The sequence below is a fragment of the Streptomyces sp. NK15101 genome, from assembly GCF_020400725.1.
Lineage (GTDB): Bacteria > Actinomycetota > Actinomycetes > Streptomycetales > Streptomycetaceae > Streptomyces.
Genome location: NZ_JAINVG010000003.1, coordinates 134,549 through 149,932 on the forward strand (window position 1 = coordinate 134,549; position 15,384 = coordinate 149,932).

The 15,384-nt window shown below is 70.6% G+C and carries 11 protein-coding genes; 9 read left to right on the forward strand and 2 right to left on the reverse strand.

The window, feature by feature from the left end; all coding sequences use genetic code 11:
• Window positions 1-12: 12 nt before the first annotated feature.
• From K7G60_RS02665 to K7G60_RS02685, 5 genes are all read left to right on the forward strand, one after another.
• Window positions 13-2,964: a DEAD/DEAH box helicase gene (locus K7G60_RS02665; protein WP_225799132.1), complete on the forward strand. Its 2,952-nt coding sequence runs from the start codon at window positions 13-15 to the stop codon at window positions 2,962-2,964.
• Window positions 2,964-7,052 carry an Eco57I restriction-modification methylase domain-containing protein gene (locus tag K7G60_RS02670; RefSeq protein WP_225799133.1) on the forward strand — a complete coding sequence of 1,363 codons (4,089 nt, stop codon included), beginning with the start codon at window positions 2,964-2,966 and terminating at the stop codon, window positions 7,050-7,052. Before K7G60_RS02665 ends, K7G60_RS02670 begins: the two co-directional genes overlap by 1 nt.
• Before the next feature lie 146 nt (window positions 7,053-7,198).
• Window positions 7,199-8,212, forward strand: a complete 1,014-nt coding sequence (locus K7G60_RS02675) for an EcsC family protein (RefSeq protein WP_225799134.1) — start codon at window positions 7,199-7,201, stop codon at window positions 8,210-8,212.
• A 66-nt stretch (window positions 8,213-8,278) separates the two neighbouring features.
• Entirely contained in the window at window positions 8,279-9,055 is a 777-nt protein-coding gene (locus tag K7G60_RS02680; RefSeq protein WP_225799135.1) for a hypothetical protein, read from the forward strand.
• Window positions 9,056-9,111: 56 nt separating this feature from the next.
• Window positions 9,112-10,761 (forward strand): hypothetical protein, encoded by a 1,650-nt coding sequence (locus K7G60_RS02685; protein ID WP_225799136.1) that lies wholly within the window; start codon window positions 9,112-9,114, stop codon window positions 10,759-10,761.
• 47 nt (window positions 10,762-10,808) lie between these two features.
• Here the strand turns inward: K7G60_RS02685 and K7G60_RS02690 are convergent, their stop codons facing one another.
• Together K7G60_RS02690 and K7G60_RS02695 are read right to left on the reverse strand one after the other, a co-directional pair.
• Window positions 10,809-11,000 carry a DUF397 domain-containing protein gene (locus K7G60_RS02690; RefSeq protein WP_225799137.1) on the reverse strand — a complete coding sequence of 64 codons (192 nt, stop codon included), beginning with the start codon at window positions 10,998-11,000 and terminating at the stop codon, window positions 10,809-10,811.
• A complete protein-coding gene (locus tag K7G60_RS02695; RefSeq protein ID WP_225799138.1) occupies window positions 10,997-11,878 on the reverse strand; it encodes a helix-turn-helix transcriptional regulator in 882 nt (293 codons plus the stop codon). The genes K7G60_RS02690 and K7G60_RS02695 overlap by 4 nt, the downstream gene beginning before the upstream one ends.
• Before the next feature lie 176 nt (window positions 11,879-12,054).
• Here K7G60_RS02695 and K7G60_RS02700 point away from each other — a divergent pair, with 176 nt between their 5' ends.
• From K7G60_RS02700 to K7G60_RS02715, 4 genes are all read left to right on the forward strand, one after another.
• Window positions 12,055-12,561 carry an ATP-binding protein gene (locus K7G60_RS02700; protein ID WP_225799139.1) on the forward strand — a complete coding sequence of 169 codons (507 nt, stop codon included), beginning with the start codon at window positions 12,055-12,057 and terminating at the stop codon, window positions 12,559-12,561.
• A gap of 86 nt (window positions 12,562-12,647) precedes the next feature.
• Window positions 12,648-14,483 carry a hypothetical protein gene (locus K7G60_RS02705; protein WP_225799140.1) on the forward strand — a complete coding sequence of 612 codons (1,836 nt, stop codon included), beginning with the start codon at window positions 12,648-12,650 and terminating at the stop codon, window positions 14,481-14,483.
• The gene (locus K7G60_RS02710; protein WP_225799141.1) at window positions 14,480-14,770 is read left to right on the forward strand and encodes a hypothetical protein; all 291 of its coding nucleotides are present in this window, start codon (window positions 14,480-14,482) and stop codon (window positions 14,768-14,770) included. Before K7G60_RS02705 ends, K7G60_RS02710 begins: the two co-directional genes overlap by 4 nt.
• The gene (locus K7G60_RS02715) at window positions 14,767-15,384 is read left to right on the forward strand and encodes a nucleotide exchange factor GrpE (protein ID WP_225799142.1); all 618 of its coding nucleotides are present in this window, start codon (window positions 14,767-14,769) and stop codon (window positions 15,382-15,384) included. Before K7G60_RS02710 ends, K7G60_RS02715 begins: the two co-directional genes overlap by 4 nt.

The following is a 15,384-nucleotide window of genomic DNA, read 5'->3' on the forward strand; positions in this document are numbered from 1 at the left end:
CTGAGACAACTGATGAGCCTCACGTACACAGCCGGCTCCCTGGTCGCCGCCCGTGGCCGGGAATGGGTGGTACTGCCGGAGAGCGCCCCCGACATGCTGGTCCTGCGCCCCCTGGGCGGGAGCGAGGACGACATCGCGGCGGTGTTCCCCGCCTTCGAGGAGGTGCGGCCGGCGGAGTTCGCGGCGCCGAACGCGACGGACCTGGGCGACCAGCGGGCCGCCGGGCTGCTGCGTACGGCGCTGCGCATCGGGTTCCGTTCGGGCGCGGGCCCGTTCCGCTCGCTGGCGTCGATCGCCGTGGAGCCCCGGGCCTACCAGCTCGTTCCGCTCCTGATGGCGCTGCGGCAGCGCACGGTGCGGCTGCTGATCTCGGACGACGTCGGCATCGGCAAGACGGTCGAGGCGGGACTGATCGCCAAGGAGCTGCTCGCGCAGGGCGAGGCGACCCGCCTCGCGGTGCTGTGCTCCCCGGCGCTCGCCGAGCAGTGGCAGGCCGAGCTGCGGGAGAAGTTCGGCATCGACGCCGAACTGGTCCTGGCCTCCACGGTCTCGCGCCTGGAGCGGGGCCTGGAACTGGGCCAGTCGCTCTTCGACAAGCACCCGTACACGATCATCTCGACGGACTTCATCAAGTCGACCCGGCACCGCGAGGACTTCGTCAAGCACTGCCCCGACCTGGTGATCGTCGACGAGGCGCACTCCTGTGTGGCCGCCGACGACGCCACGAACGGCGGCACCTCCTCCGCGGCGAACCAGCTCCGGTACGAGCTGCTGCGCAGGGTGTCGGCCAAGGAGGACCGGCACCTGCTGCTGCTCACGGCGACCCCGCACTCCGGCAAGGAGTCCGCGTTCCGCAACCTGCTCGGCCTGGTGAGGCCCGAACTCGCCACGCTCGACCTGGAGTCCCCGGCCGGGCGGGCGAAGCTCGCCGAGCACTTCGTGGCCCGCAAGCGCGCCGACGTCCGTGAGTACCTCACCAAGGAGGACGGTCTCGCCGACGACTCCCTGGCGGAGCGGACCGCCTTCCCGTCCGACCGCTGGACGAAGGACGAGCCGTACAAGCTGACGCCCGCCTACCGGGCGCTGCTCGACGACGCCATCGCCTATGCCCGGGACCGTGTGGCGGCCGCCGGTGAGCAGGGCAAGCGGGAGGCCCGGATCGCCTGGTGGTCGGTGATCGCCCTGTTGCGTTCGATGGTGTCCTCGCCGGCGGCCGCCGCGCAGACCCTGAAGACCCGCTCCGAGTCGGCGGCCGCCCGGACCGCCCTGGAGGCGGACCTCCTGGGCGCACCGGTGGCCTCCGACTCCGCCGAGAACGACCGCCTGGAGGGCATGGACGTCGCGCCCGGCGCCGCCGAGTCGGAGGAGGCGGGTGCTCGTCTCCTCGAACTGTCCCGGCGCGCGGCCGAGTTGGTCGGCCCCGCCGAGGACGCGAAGCTGAAGGCGCTCATCCGGCACCTGAAGGGTCTGGTCGCCGACGGGTACCACCCGATCGTCTTCTGCCGTTACATCCCCACCGCCGAGTACCTCGCCACGCAGCTGGAGGGGAAGCTCGGCAAGAAGACGCGCATCGCCGCCGTGACCGGCACGCTCTCCCCGCAGCAGCGCCTCGAACGGATCGAGCAGCTCGCCACCGGGTCCGCCGAGGACGCCGGCGACCCGGCCGTCCGCCGGGTCCTGATCGCCACCGACTGCCTCTCCGAGGGCGTCAACCTCCAGCATCACTTCGACGCCGTCGTCCACTACGACCTGGCCTGGAACCCGACCCGTCACGACCAGCGGGAGGGCCGCGTCGACCGGTACGGGCAGAAGCGCGACCAGGTCCGCGTCATCACCATGTACGGCGAGGACAACGGCATCGACGGCAAGGTCCTGGAGGTGCTGTTCAAGAAGCACCGGCAGATCCTGAAGGACCTGGGCATCTCCGTCTCCGTCCCCGACGAGACCGCCTCCGGCGTCACGGACGCGGTGGTGGAGTGGCTGCTGCTGCACGGCCGACAGGGCAGCCAGGAGAGCCTGTTCGACCTGGACGGCCACCAGGAGTCGTTCGACCGCATCGAGCGCGAGTGGAACTCGGCCGCCGAACGGGAGAAGACCTCCCGTTCCAAGTACGCCCAGCGCGCGATCCACCCGGAGGAGGTGGCCCGGGAGGTCGCCGCCGTACGGGCCGCGCTCGGCGGCGCCGACGAGGTCCGAGGCTTCGCCCTGGAAGCCCTGCGCGACCTGGACGCGCTGGTCCGCGACCCACGCGACGGCTCCGGCGACTTCACCGCCCAGACCGGCGGCACCCCGGCCGGTCTGCGGGACGCGCTGGCCGCCACGCTCGGCGGGCGGATCGTCGAGGAGGACCGGGAGATCCCCTTCCGTACGACCCCGGCGATCGCCCGGGGCGAGGCCGCCCTGGTCCGTACGGACCCGGCGATCGGCGCCATCGCCGCGTACGTCCTGGACTCGGCCCTCGACGCGAACACCCCCGGCCCCCGCCCGGCACGCCGCTGCGGTGTCGTGACCACGGACGCGGTGAAGGTCCGCACCACGCTCCTCCTGGTCCGCTACCGCTTCCACCTGACGCTGCCGTCCCGTACCGGCGAGCGGCAGCTGGTCGCCGAGGACGCGCGGCTCCTCGCGTACGAGGGCGTGCCGGCGCGCGCCCGCTGGCTGGACGACGACGCGGCGGCCGCACTCCTCGCCGCCCGGGCGACGGCCAGTACGCACGAGCAGGCCGCCCGCAACCACATCTCCAAGGACCTCGCCGGCCTGCCGGACCTGGCCGCGCACCTCACCGAGTACGGCACCCGTCTGGCCGCCGAGCTCGACGCCTCGCACCGCCGGGTCCGCAAGGCGAACGAGGAGATCGTCCGCGGTCTGAAGGTCGTCCCGCAGGAGCCCGCCGACGTGCTCGGCGTGTACCTCTACCTGCCCCCCGTCGCATCCGCCCCCACCGTGTCCGGAGCCGAAGCCTGATGTCCGCCGCCACCCGCAACGCCCTGGCCTTCACCGCCGTCACCCCGGTCGGCGGCCTGCTCCCCTCCGACATGCTGCTGCGCATCGCCGAGGCGCGGAACCTCCCGGGCACCAAGCCCGCCGACTACGGCCTGCCGGCCTCGGTGCCGGTGCGCAACGAGGCCGAGCGCGCGTGGGAGTACCTCAAGCCGCTCTGGCGCGACCTGCGCGCCGCGCTGCCCTCGGACCCGGCGACCGGCGCGCCCGCCGCCGACCCGACGGGCCGCGCGGGCACGGACTGGCTCGCGCAGCTCTTCCGCAAGCTGGACTTCGGCGCGCTGACGGAGGTCGGCGCGGCGGGCATCCCCGCGGACTCCGACCCGGAGAAGCGCTTCCCGGTCTCCCACCGCCACGGCCCGGCCCTCGTCCACCAGGTCCCCTGGAACCAGGAGCTGGACAAGCGCCCGGCAGCCGGCCAGGTCCCGCCCCAGTCGATGGTGCAGGACTGCCTGAACCGCACCGAGGCCCACCTGTGGGCGATCGTCACCAACGGCCGGCGGCTGCGCCTGCTGCGCGACTCGTCGTCCTTCTCCACGGCTGCGTATGTCGACTTCGACCTGGAAGCGCTCTTCGACGGTGAACTGTTCAGCGAGTTCGTGCTCCTCTACAGCCTGCTGCACGCCTCCCGGTTCACGGTCCCGGAGGGGACGGCGGCGTCGGGCTGCTGGCTGGAGAAGTGGCGCGCCGAGGCCGTCACCTCCGGCACCCGCGCCCTGGACCAGCTGCGCCTGGGCGTGCAGAACGCCCTGACCGTCCTGGGCACCGGTTTCCTCCGCCACCCGGACAACACCGCGCTGCGGGAGAACACCGACCCGAAGGCCCTCCGGGACGCTTTGCTGCGCCTGGTCTACCGGCTGCTGTTCGTCTTCGTCGCCGAGGACCGGGGCGCGCTGCTCGACGGCAAGCCGGAGGACCCGCGCCGGGAGGTGTACGAGCGGTACTTCTCTTCCGCCCGCCTCCGCGAACGCGCCCGCCGCCGCCAGGGCACGGCCCACGGCGACCAGTACGAGGCCCTGCGCATCGTCCTCGAAGCCCTCGGTACGGAGGGCGGCCGTCCCGAGCTGGCGCTGCCGGGCCTCGGCGGCCTGTTCTCCCGCTCCGAGACCGATGCCCCGCTCGACGGCCTGAAGCTCTCCAACGAGTCGCTGCTCTCCGCCGTACGCCACCTGGCCCAGGTCCGCGACCCCGGCGCCCGCCGCTGGCGGCCCGTCGACTACCGCCACCTGGACGCCGAGGAACTGGGCTCGGTCTACGAGTCCCTGCTTGAGCTGGAGCCGAAGCACTCGGCGACGGACCGGTCGTTCGAACTGGTGGAGGTGGCGGGCAACAGCCGTAAGACGACGGGCAGTTACTACACCCCGTCGTCACTGATCGAGTGCCTCCTCGACACGACGCTGGACCCGGTCATAGACGACGCCGTCAAGCGGGGCGAGCAGCGGGCCACCGCCGCCGGCCGCCCTGACCCGGCCGACGACATCGTCGACGAGCTGCTGTCCCTGACGGTCTGCGACCCGGCCTGCGGCTCCGGCCACTTCCTCGTCGCCTCCGCCCGGCGCATCGCCAAGCGGGTCGCCTCGGTGCGTGAGCACAACCCGGAGCCCACGGACGGCGCCATGCGCCACGCGCTGCGCGAGGTCGTCGCACGCTGCATCTACGGCGTCGACCTCAACCCGATGGCCGTGGAACTGGCGAAGGTCTCTCTGTGGCTGGAGGCCATGGAGCCGGGCAAGGCGCTCAGCTTCCTCGACGCGCACGTGAAGCACGGCAACGGCCTGATCGGCGCCACGCCGAAGCTCCTGGCGGGCGGTGTCCCCGATGACGCCTTCAAGCCGATCGAGGGGGACGACAAGAAGCACGCGTCCGTGCTCGTCAAGCGCAACAAGGCCCAGCGGGGAGGCCAGGACGAGCTCCTCTTCGACACGGAGCCCCTGCCGGGGAACGAGCGGTACGCGGTCGAGCTCGCCGCCATCACCGGGGCTCCGGCCGAGTCGCTGGAAGACGTGCACGCCCAGGAGGCCGCGTACCGGGTGTACGTGGAGTCGTCGGCGTATGTGCAGGACCTGCATGCTGCGGATGCGTGGTGCGCCGCGTTCGTCTGGCCGAAGCACGCGGGGGCGCCGGAGGCTCCGACGGACCAGGTGTTCCGCGCGCTGCGGGGACGGGACCAGGCGTCGGTGCCGGACGCGACGCACCAGCAGATCCTGGAGCTGCGGGACCAGTACCGGTTCTTCCACTGGCACCTGGAGTTCCCGGAGGTGTTCGCCGTCCCGGAGTCGGGGGCGGGCGTGCAGGCGGGGACGGGGTGGGCCGGCGGGTTCGACGCGGTGGTGGGGAATCCGCCGTGGGAGCGGGTGAAGCTCCAGGAATTGGAGTTCTTTGCCCAGCGCGACCCCCGGATCGCCGAGGCCAAAACCTCGGCCGCCCGCAAGCGGCTCATCGCGGAGTTGCGCGACGACCGCGACGGCGCCTATCTGTACACCGAGTTCGAGGCGGCCAAGCGGCGCGCAGAGGGAGAGAGCCACTTCCTGCGCACCAGCGCCCGGTTCCCGTTGACGGGGCGGGGCGACATCAACACGTACGCCGTGTTCACGGAGACGGACCGGACGCTGACGGGGCCGCGGGGGCGGACGGGCGTGATCGTTCCTACAGGTATCGCAACGGATACAACGACTCAGCTATTCGTTAGAGACATCGTCACGAATGGGCAGCTCACAGCGCTGTACGACTTCGAGAACGAAGACAAAGTATTCCCCGAGGTCCACAACCAGATGCGGTTCTGTCTGTTTATGCTGCGCGGCTCAGGCAGCCTTCATGAACCGATCCGGATGGTATTCAAGGTACGGCAACCCGAGCAGATCGCCGATCGGAGCTATCTGCTGGCAGCCGAGGACATCTTGACCATGAACCCGAACACCGGCACCTGCCCCGTGTTCAGCCACAAGCGGGATGCAGACATCACGCTGGGGATCTACCGCCGGATGCCGGTCTTGATTAACGAGGCCGGTGAGGCGGACCAGAATCCTTGGGATATCGGGTTCATGACGATGTTCCACATGTCGAACGAATCCGACCTATTCCGCCCCTTCGCCCAGGACAACGAGAGCTTCGACGATCTCCTCAAGACCGGCTGGGCCCTCGAAGGCAACGCGCTCGTGCGTGGCGAGGAGCGTTTGCTCCCGCTGTACGAGGCAAAAATGCTGCACCACTACGACCACCGCTTCTCCACGTACGAGAACGCCACGGAGAAACAGCTCAACAAGGGCACCCTCCCGCGTTTCACCATGGAGCAGCATCAGGATGCCTCCGCCGTGCCGCTACCGCGCTATTGGGTGCCAGAGCAGGATGTTCCGACCGGGGAAGTCGACAAGAACGGCAAACCGATCATGGAGCCGGGTGTCCGCAGCCGTCTGGCCGCCCGAGGGTGGGACCGGAACTGGCTGATGGGGTGGCGAGACATCACTAACAAGAGCAACGAGCGCACGTTGATCACCGCTCTTGCACCTGCCCACGGCTTCGGAAACTCGTTCTTCTTGGCCCTTCCCACCCGCCCCGAACAGGCTCCTCTCCTCGCAGCCGTCTGGTCGTCCATGGTCTGCGACTACGCTGTCCGCCAGAAGATCGGCGGCACGCACCTCACCTATGGCTACATGCAGCAGGTACCAGTTCCCACCCCCGACCAGCTCGCGCCTCATACAGAGTTCATCGCCCCCCGTGTACTCGAACTCACCTACACCGCAACCGACATGACCCCCTTCGCCCGCGACCTCAACGACACCGGCGCCCCCTTCATCTGGGACACCGACCGTCGTGCCGTCATCCGGGCCGAGCTGGACGCCCTGTTCTTCCACCTCTACGGGATCAACCGCGACGACACCGCCTACATCCTGGACACCTTCAACGTCACCCGGGACAACGACATCAAGGCGCACGGCGAGTACCGCACCAAGAACCTCATCCTCGCCGAGTACGACCGAATGGCTACCGAGGGCCTGACCGACTACCGGTCCACCCTCACCCCGCCCCCCGGCCAGGGGCCCCGCCACAACTGATCCGCCTCCGGGGTGGCCGTATCTGCGGCCACCCCGGAGAGCGCCGCTCACTCGGCCACGGGCATCGGCCCCGCACCACGGCTGCACTCCCCTGCCGGCCGGCAGGTCCGTGGACCTTGTCATCACCGTCGAAACGGAGAACCTCATTGAGCACTCACGCGGCCCCACTGGTCGAGGGCCCGCCCTCGATGAGCGCGTACGAGGAGAAGGTCTGGCAGGTTCTCAACGAGCACTGGGAGCGCCGCAACAACCGCCGTGGTCTGCCGAACTGGGCGAGCAACGCCCTCGGCCGCACCGGGGAGGTCGCGGGAAACGCCGGTCGTCGGATCAAGGACGCCGTGCCGGAAGCGGTCAAGGAGCCGATACGTCGCGCGGGCGACGTGGTCGCCGACAAGACCATGCGGCCGGCGGTCGCGGGCGCGACAGCGCTGCTCGAACTGGTCAACGACTGGGCGCTGGAGCTCAACGACCCGAAGAGCGTCGAGAAGCTCGCCCGTAAGCAGGGCCTCGAAGTCGACAGCTTCACCGATCTGCGGGAGCAGGACCTCAAGGTCTGCGACCGGCTGCTGAGCTCCAACACCCTGAAGTGGCGGACCGCCGGCGCGTTCGAAGGGGGCGTGATGGGCCTGCTGGCCATGGTCCCCGTCGCCGGCATCCCCGCCGCGATGACGGCGGACATCCTCGTCATCCAGGTCCTGAGCGCGTCGATAGCCACGCGCATCGCGTACTCCTACGGCTACGACGCCAAGGACCCCGAAGAGCAGCTCTTCATCCAGCGCCTGGTGCGCCGGTCCTTCATGACGCAGGCGGCCAAAGCCGAGCCGCTGCACAAGACCGCACAGGCGGCTCAGGCCCTCAAGGGGCGCACAAGGTGGTCGGCCAAGCTTCGCAATGACCACCAACTCGTGGCCGCGCTTGAGAAGTTGATGCAGCAGCTGAGCCCGGCCGGCTCCAAGGTGTCGGTCAAGAGCGTCGCCAAGGTCGTGCCGTTCGTCGGCGTCCTCATCAGCGCCGGAATGAACTCCGCGGTCCTCGGCCGAGTGGCCGCCGACGCCCAGCGGTACTGCCAGACCCGCTTCCTGTGCGAGAAGTACGGGCTGCCGTTGCCGGCCGCACTCGTGGCCGACCAGGACGACGACCCCGAGGACGACGCCCCGTAAAGAGCACGTCGAGTGGTGGGCGCTCGGGCCGGGCCCTGCCACTCAACTCCACAGAAAGCGTGACGCATGACCTACGAGATATCGGATGCCCAGGCCGCCACGTTCCGCTCCCACGACTCCGTCGTCATCGAGGCGTATCTGGAGTCCAAGGGCTGGCGGCGGAACCTCGGTGAGGGTCCGCGCAACATCTGGTACCGCCAAGAAGCTGCACGTGACCTCTGTCCGCACTGCGACGACTCCCTCTTGAACGACTCCGCCTGTCCCGTTCACGACCGCGCCTCGTGGGTTCTGGCATGGCCTTGCGGGAATGGAGCGACAGCTCACGACGTCTTGCGCACCCTGTGCCGTGCGGAGGACCGCGAGCCGGAGGAGGTCCTCCACGCGCTCACCCTGCGTGACCGCGATGAGGTCAGAGCGCGGTGCGAAACTCCACTGTGGCGGCAAATAGCCGATCCCCACCTGGGAATTGACTTCTTCGCAACGCTCGACAAGGTGCTGAACCTGTCGGTGGAACGGAACATTGAAGCGCACCGGTACACGGTCGGTCTGGTCGCCGAGGACGAGGTGCTTTTCACCTTCCCCCGCGAAGAGTCGCCGTCGATCGACGGCTCCGCACGCCTTCTCTACTCCACCGCGCGGAACGAGGTGGAAGGTCCCAGCGACCGCAGCACTCACGTGGCGACGAGGTGCGCCACCGGCGAGTGGACCACCGTGGAGGTCATGGGCGCGGAGGATCTCCCTCCGCTTACTCCTCTCGAATCCGAAGTCAGTTCACTCGTCCACCAATTCGACCTCGTGAAATGGACGCTCGACAGGGCGCTTCCCTCACGGTCGGCCCCCTGACACCGACCAGTTCTTCAACCTCGTCTCGCGTACCGAGCCTTTGAAGGGAGACCGTCATGGAACCACGCGGCTACCGCATGGTGGTGTCGACCGAGTCGGACTACGTCGACACCTGTGCCATAGCGGAGCGGGAGTTGATCGCATGGCTCGACTCCAAGCAGTACGACACGTCCGGGCTCGCCGAGGGGCGGACCGAGGTCGCCGCCCACGCGACCCTCGACCGCGACTCCGAGTCCGGCATGAACGGCGCGTACAGCCGGTGGCGCATGCGCGAGACGCCCTCCACCGCATCGGGCACCTGGCAGTCGACGCTCGTCGTGCGCTCCGGGCTCCCCGAGGACAAGGGCCGCACCTGGGTGCAGGTCGACATCGAGCACCAGCCGGCCAAGACGGACGAGTTCCCGAAGCCCGCCAACACCCCGAACATCGCTCGGTCTCTCCTCGACGCCCTGGAGGCGCGGGACGGTCAGGCCGACGTCACCACCTCGCCGTCCTTCATCGAGGACGCCGACGACGTCGACGACCTGCTCGAAGAGCTGTGCGACGCCAACCGCCGCATGCCCGTCGTCATCGCCACCGTGCCGTACGGGAAGGATCCCGACGAGTGGTCGCGTACGGTCGTGGAACCGCTGTTCCGGAACCTGCACGGGCTGGCTGTGCTGTACGTCCTCATGCCGGCGGCGCAGGCCAAGTTCAACACCGCGCTGGAGTACCACCCGGTGTTCGGCGGCGGCGTCCGCACCTACCTGCCGGGGCTCGACCCGGCCTGGAAACCGGATGCCCAGCGGCATCCCGTGATGTCCCGCCGGACCATCGAGGCCGACGTGCGTCGCGCCGCGAAGATACTCGCCGCGCTCCCGCAGCGGCTCGCCTCCCGCCACGCGCTTCCCGCCGCCCTGCTGAGCGTTCCGCAGCAACGGGCGCGACTGCGGCCGAGCTCGGACGGCGCGGACATCGTCCAGCTCCGCAAGGACAACCTCGCCCTGACCTCTCTCCTCGACGAGGCGGAGCAGGCGGAGGCGATCCGCGTCAACGAGATCAACGACCTCTACGCGGAACTCGCCAGGACCGAGCGGGGAAGCGATGATCTGCGCGGTGAGAACGAGGAGCTCTACGACAAGTTCCAGGAGTCCCAGCGCCTCATCCGCTTTTTGCGGGAACGCCTTGAGGCAGCGGGCGACTTCGCCACGGCCTACGGCGCGGCCGGCATTCCGGTCATCACCTACCCGGAGACCTTCGCCGACCTTCTCGACCGGCTGAAGGAGCTTCCCTTCCTCGTCTTCACGGGCCACCACAAGACCACCCAGAAGCTCGACAGCCAGTCGGTGGACAACTGGCTGAACGTGGCCTGGGACGGTCTCCTGGCGCTCAACCACTTCGCCGAGGCCTCGGCTCTCGGCAAGGTCTCCGGCGACTTCCTGAGCTGGTGCAAGTCCGAGGCGTCCGGCGACTTCCCGTTCCCGGCGGCCAAGGTGGCCATGCGGGAGTCCGACACGGTCGCCAAGAACGGCAAGCTGCGCGGCGAGCGCATGCTGCCCGTCCCGAAGACGGTCGACGCCGGCGGCCGGGTCTTCATGCAGGCGCATCTGAAGATCGGCGGTGGCAACACCGTCGCCCCGCGCCTCCACTTCTACGAGGACGGCCCCCGGTCCGGGAAGGTCTACGTGGGCTATCTCGGCCCGCACCTGCGCAACACGCTCACCTGAGCAAGAGTCCGGTGTGCCGCTGCGGCAGCGGCACACCGGTCGTTCCGTCAGTTTCCCGACACGAACCTCACGAAGGGCGCCCACTCCGCGCGCCCCACTGCGAAGGCCGGGCGGGCCAGGTCCTTGGAGTCCCGTACGTGAACAGCGTCCTCGGCGACCGCGATCTCCACGCAGCTGTCGCCCTGGCTGCCGCTGTGGCTGGACTTGAACCAGGCGAGTTCCGTCGTACCGCTGTTCATAGCTCTCCTCGCAGTCGCTCCAGCAGGTCCCGGGAGTCCTTGGGCCCCAGGGCCTGCGAGCGCAGTGTTTCATAGCGGTGGCAGAGCACACTCACTTGTTTGTGGTCGGAGATGAGCCGTCCGTTCTCCTGGCCCTCGGAGTAACCGAGTCGGCGGCCCTCACGGGTCTCCAGGACCTGCACCGGCCCGTCCAGGCACGCGTGCAACCCCGCCCCCACCGGCACCACCTGAAGCGTCACGTTGCGCGGAGCGGTGAGCTCAAGGACGTGGTCCACCAGCCCGCGCATCGCCTCCGCGTCCCCGAACCGCCGCCGGAACACGTGCTCCTCGACGATGAAGCTGAACGGCACGGTCGGCCGTTCCCTCATCATCCGCTGCCGTTCCATTCGCGCGGCGAGCTGGGCCTCCAGCTCGGCGTCGGTCCGCAGCGGGATCGTGCCCTCGAACACCGCCCGCGCATACGCCTCCGACTGCAGCAGCCCCGGCACGAGCCGGCACTCGTACGTGCACAGGCTCACCGCCTCCCGTTCCAGGCGGGCCCAGCGCCGGAACCAGGCCGCGAGGCCGACCTCGTCCCGGCTGAGGAAGCGAGCGGCCCTCCTCAGGGCACCCGTGTTGCCGAGCGCCTCCTCCGCACGCTCGACGAACGCCTCGTCCGGCATGCGGCGGCCCAGTTCCACCGACTCCACGGTGTGTCTGGAGTACCGGACGAGGGCGGCGAACTCCGCCCGGCTCAGACCCGCGTGTTCGCGCAGGGCCTGGACGACGGCACCGAACGTGCGCAGACTGTCCGACGGTCGGGGTTCCCGCTCCCCCTCCCCCACCGGTACCGTCCGGGTCTCGACGGCCCCCGCCGTCTCCTCTTCGGCGATGCTCATCCGCCGCCCCTTTCCTCCGCGCCGCAGCCGCGACGACTCGCGCGCACGTCGCTCGACTTCACGACTCAGCGTGACGGGTCGCCTCACGTACCGTCCACCCTGCGTGCCCGTACGCTGACTCGGCGTACGGGGCTCGACGCTCGCTTCCGGCCGCTTCCGCCCGTCACCCTGACGCCATGAACCAATCCCTCCCCCAACTCGCCCCACCCGCATGCGGCTTCATCCAGCTCTTGTCGTCCACTCGCCGCGGCGCCCGGCTCGCCCGGCTGCTCACCGCCTCCGCGCTGCGGTCCTGGGGCGCGCCGCAGGACCTCACGGAGCGTGCCGAGCTGGTCGTCGCGGAGCTGTCCGCCAACGCGGTCGTCCACGGGTACGTGCCGGGTCGGGACTTCCGGCTCGCACTCCACTTCGACCCGGTGACCGACCTGCTGCGCGCGGACGTGACCGACGCCCGCGGGGAGCGGCTTCCCCGGTTCCCCCGGCTCCCCCACGGGGACGGCCCGTCCGGGGAACTCCCCACGGACGGGTACGGCCTCGCGCTCGTCGCCGCGCTCGCCGACCGCTGGGAGACGGTCCCCCACCCGCCCGGCGGCAAGACCGTCCGGGTCGTCCTGACGGCACCGGACCCGGCCGGCCTCCGCGCCCGAAAAGAGCCCTCCAAGGCGAAATCACGCCAAGATTGACTACCTCGGGGGGAGCGCGTTGACGTCGCCAACACACCTCCATACGGTGACTCTTGTTGCGTGGGGGAGCAAGGGGGGCGACGCGCGTGCAGGTGGGCGAGGCCGGGGGGGTCGGCCGGGACGTCACAGCGGATTCCCTGCTGGACGCTGCGGAGCAGGCCTTCCTGCGCGCCGAGTTCGACATCGTACGGCCGCTTCTGCAGCGGCTCCGGAGCGAGTTCGGCGCGCCCGGCACCGATTCGGCCGCCGTGCGGTACGACGCTCTCCTCGGCGCGCTGGCCGCGCGGGCCGAGAACTGGCCGGAGGCGGTCCGCCGCTGCCCCGACTCCGGAGACCTGGACCTGGCGGAGACCGGGGTCCTCCACTCCCTCGCGGTCAGCGCCCTCCGCGAGCTGGCTCGGGAAGGCCGGCACACCGACACCGGCACCGCGGCGGTCGCGATCGTGCTGTGGGCGTACCTCCTGGACGAGTACGACTTCGGCGACTTCCGCGCGCTGCTCACCGAGCGACGGGGCGCGCCCGTGCCCGACGAGTTCTGGGAGCAGGCCCTCGGTCAGCTGCGCGGTCGCGTCGCCGACCTGCTGCGCGCCCTGGACGCCCGGGCCGGGCGGGACGTCCTCTCGGCCTGGCACACGGCGTGGGAGGCCCAGTGCGAGGGCCGAATCGTCTACCTCGACGACCTGCCCGCGGAACCCGGGTCGTATGCCCTGATCACTCTCGACGAAGCCGCCTGGCACCTCGTCGAGTACGGACACCGAGACGCCTTCCTCGCCGCCTACACCGCCCGCCGCCCCGACCCCGGCACCTGGGTCGAGGACGCGCCCGAGCACCGTGCGTGTGCCGTCCCGCTGGCCCGGGCCCTCGCGGGCCGGGGGCGGGACCGGGCGCAAGGCGGCAAGTGGAGCGAGGCGCTCGCCGACTTCGGTGCGGCGGTACGGCTCGGGCACTCCCTCAAGGCCGACGAGAAGGAAGCGGTAGCCCGCGCGTGGAAGAACGTCGGGCGAAGCTGGACCGGCCGCGACAACGACCCCCTCGTACGGATCGACGGGCTCGAGCAGGCCCGCGTACTCCTGCCCCAGGACTCCGCCCTGGCCGCCGAGCTGACCGCCGAACTGGTACGGCGGGGCAGGCAGGTCGCCCGCACCGACCCCCGGGAGAGCCGGGACCGCTTCACCCGCGCCCTGGTCGTGACGCCCGGGAACCCGGCCGCCCAGGCAGGGCTCGACGGTCTCCTCGAAGCAGACCTGCGCCGGACGCTCGACGGCGCGCACGTGGGCGAAGAGCCCCTTGCCGACGAGGTGCGGGACCTTCTCACACGGGCCCCGGACTGTCTACCGGCCCGGCAGTGGCTGGGCCGCCACAGCGAAGAGCAAGCCGTGGCTCTCGCCGTCAGCGGGCGTACGGACGAGGCGCGGAGCGCCGTCCGCGAGATGCTCCGGTACAAGGACCCGACACGGCCGCCGGGCCAGAAGAACGACAACATGCTCGTGGGCCTCCTGGTCGTCGCGGCCCGGCACACCGACTCCGGCGACCGCGCCGGTCTCGAACGCCGCGTCGAACTCCTGCACACGGCTGCGGCGATCCCGAGTCGTCTCCAGGGCAGGGTCCGAGAGGATCTCGACGAGGCTCTCCTCCACCTCGCCGAGCACCTGGAGGCCACCGCCTCCCCCTCCGACGTCATCGAACTGTTCCTCCGGGACCTGATCCGGACCGGGGTCAGCGCGCGCTTCGACAAGGTCGTGGAGAACGCCTATGTGCTCCGTGCCGCCGTACGCAAACGGGCGGGCGACCTCGGCGGGGCGCTGCGCGACCTCGAACACGCGGAACGGATCGGCGACGGACTGTCGCCCCAGACCCCGCTCTTCGGCCCCGCCCGCCGCGCATCCCGCCGCAACGACCCCGGACAGGACACCCTCTTTTGAGCACCGCCACCCCCTCCCCGCGGCCCTCCGGCGCCGAACCGCCCCCGCTCCCCTGGTTCGGTCCCACCCTCCACGAACTCCTGCCCGACGCCCCGCTCGGCACCCGGCCGGTGAAGCTACGACCGCTGGCGGCCCGGGAACTGAGCGCCGCCCGCGCCCGGAAGGACCCGGTCAGGCACACGCTCGTCCACCGGGCCGACCAGAACTCCCACACGCCCGTCGCCGCCCTCGTCGCCGAGATGCTCACCCCGCCCCTGCCCCGCCCCGACACCGAGGAACGCCCGTGACCGGTCCTGGCCCCCTCCCCGCCGACGCCGGCGGTCCGCCGTCCGAGCTCGACAAGCTGCGGCGCAGGGTCGCCGCCCTGTCCGGGAAACGCGAGGAGGCCGAGGCCCGGCTGCACGTCCTGCTGGGCTCGCTGCTGTCGCTGGACGACGTGCTCGCCGACACCCGCCGCCGGGCCGGTGCCCTCCACGAGGCGCGGTCCGCCCGCGAGACGGCCTCGGCGGCCCTCGCGCTGAGCGCGCAGATCGATGCGGCCCACCTGATGCTGCGCGTCGAGTTCGAGCGGCACGACGTCAGCCCGATGGACGTCGTGGGCAAGGCCGTCGATCCCGCGGAGATGCGCGTCGTCGGCACGGAGCCGCACCCGAGCCTGCCGGGTGGCACCGTACTGCGGGAGAAGGCCACCGGTTTCCGGCTGGGCTCCACCACCCTGCGGCCCGCGCAGGTGGTCGTCGCGGTGCCGGGTCCCGCGCCGGAGCCCGCACCCGATGCCGTACGGGAACCCGACCCCGTGTCCGAACCCGCACGAGCTCAGCCGCGGCGCACCACCCGCTCCCAGCGGCGGCTTCTCCGCAAGCGATCGGCCGCGCGGGGACACCGGTCCCGCCGCGCCTGA

Coding starts and splice junctions, on each gene's coding strand:
- K7G60_RS02665 (WP_225799132.1), top strand. CDS start 13: ATGAGCCTCACGTACACAGCCGGCTCCCTGGTCGCCGCCCGTGGCCGG.
- K7G60_RS02670 (WP_225799133.1), top strand. CDS start 2,964: ATGTCCGCCGCCACCCGCAACGCCCTGGCCTTCACCGCCGTCACCCCG.
- K7G60_RS02680 (WP_225799135.1), top strand. CDS start 8,279: ATGACCTACGAGATATCGGATGCCCAGGCCGCCACGTTCCGCTCCCAC.
- K7G60_RS02685 (WP_225799136.1), top strand. CDS start 9,112: ATGGAACCACGCGGCTACCGCATGGTGGTGTCGACCGAGTCGGACTAC.
- K7G60_RS02690 (WP_225799137.1), bottom strand. CDS start 11,000: ATGAACAGCGGTACGACGGAACTCGCCTGGTTCAAGTCCAGCCACAGC.
- K7G60_RS02695 (WP_225799138.1), bottom strand. CDS start 11,878: ATGAGCATCGCCGAAGAGGAGACGGCGGGGGCCGTCGAGACCCGGACG.
- K7G60_RS02700 (WP_225799139.1), top strand. CDS start 12,055: ATGAACCAATCCCTCCCCCAACTCGCCCCACCCGCATGCGGCTTCATC.